The organism is Mesorhizobium sp. M0051 (genome assembly GCF_040323235.1).
In the GTDB taxonomy this organism is placed as follows: domain Bacteria; phylum Pseudomonadota; class Alphaproteobacteria; order Rhizobiales; family Rhizobiaceae; genus Mesorhizobium.
The window spans coordinates 1-856 of the sequence record NZ_JAMYUT010000096.1; the positions used below are offsets into that span (position 1 = coordinate 1).

Below are 856 nucleotides of genomic sequence, written 5' to 3' on the forward strand. Positions count from 1 at the left end.
CGGCGCAAAGGTCGACGAGTGCATTCTTGCCCGGCGGCTGCACAAAGGGAATGACGAAGGCACGCCGCACCTCGTGACGGCCATGGGCATCCTCCTTGGTCTGATGGAACTTGGTTGCTTTGCCCGCCGCTGCCTTGTCGAGTGCGGTGTTGGCTTCGGCGGCCAGCTTCGACTGGTTGGCCTTGATGGCGATCGCGTAGTGGCCGCCACCGTCGCGGATGGTCTGGGTCATGCGGCGATGGCAGTGCAAGGCGTCGGCGGTGACGGTCAATCCCTTGAGCGACAACAATTCGAGCGCCGCGATCGCGGCCTGCACCTCCCCGCCTTTCTGCGCCACGGTCTGGGCCAGGCTCATGAAGGTCTCGCAGCCAAAGACGGTCACCACCAGCGGCGGCATATGCGAAAGGCCCTTGGCATAGGCGCGCCTGAGGCTCTTGCCGTCGATGGCGATCTGGCCTTTCGGCGCATCGATGCGCGCCTGTGCGCCGAAAGCGGCCATGAAGCGCATGAACGCATCGTTGAGGGCGACAGGATCGAGGGCCGCCAGCACCCGGCTGAAGGTGTCGTGGCTGGGCGCGCCACGCTCGAGCGGGATGAACTGCCGCAACAGGTCGAGCCGATTCCTGGCAAACAGCTCCATTTCCGTGCAATGCGTCGCACCGCAAAGGACCGCCGCAAGCGCTACGAACAAAATCTCCGGCAACGGGTGCTGTGCGGTCAAGTCTCGAGGGTCCGGAACCTCGCCGAATACATCCAGAAACACCATGCTGACCTCCGATCATCCAGAGGTCCTTTCAGAATCGATTTCCGCACACCACACAAGAGTCCCTTTGTACTCATGTGCGATTCCCCTGCC

The 856-nt window shown here is 63.0% G+C and carries 1 protein-coding gene; it reads right to left on the bottom strand.

The window, feature by feature from the left end:
* Window positions 1–766, bottom strand: a 766-nt coding sequence (locus tag NKJ90_RS33375; RefSeq protein WP_352487780.1) for an ISAs1 family transposase, incomplete at its 3' end; no start/stop codon positions are given.
* Between the last annotated feature and the right edge of the window lie 90 nt (window positions 767–856).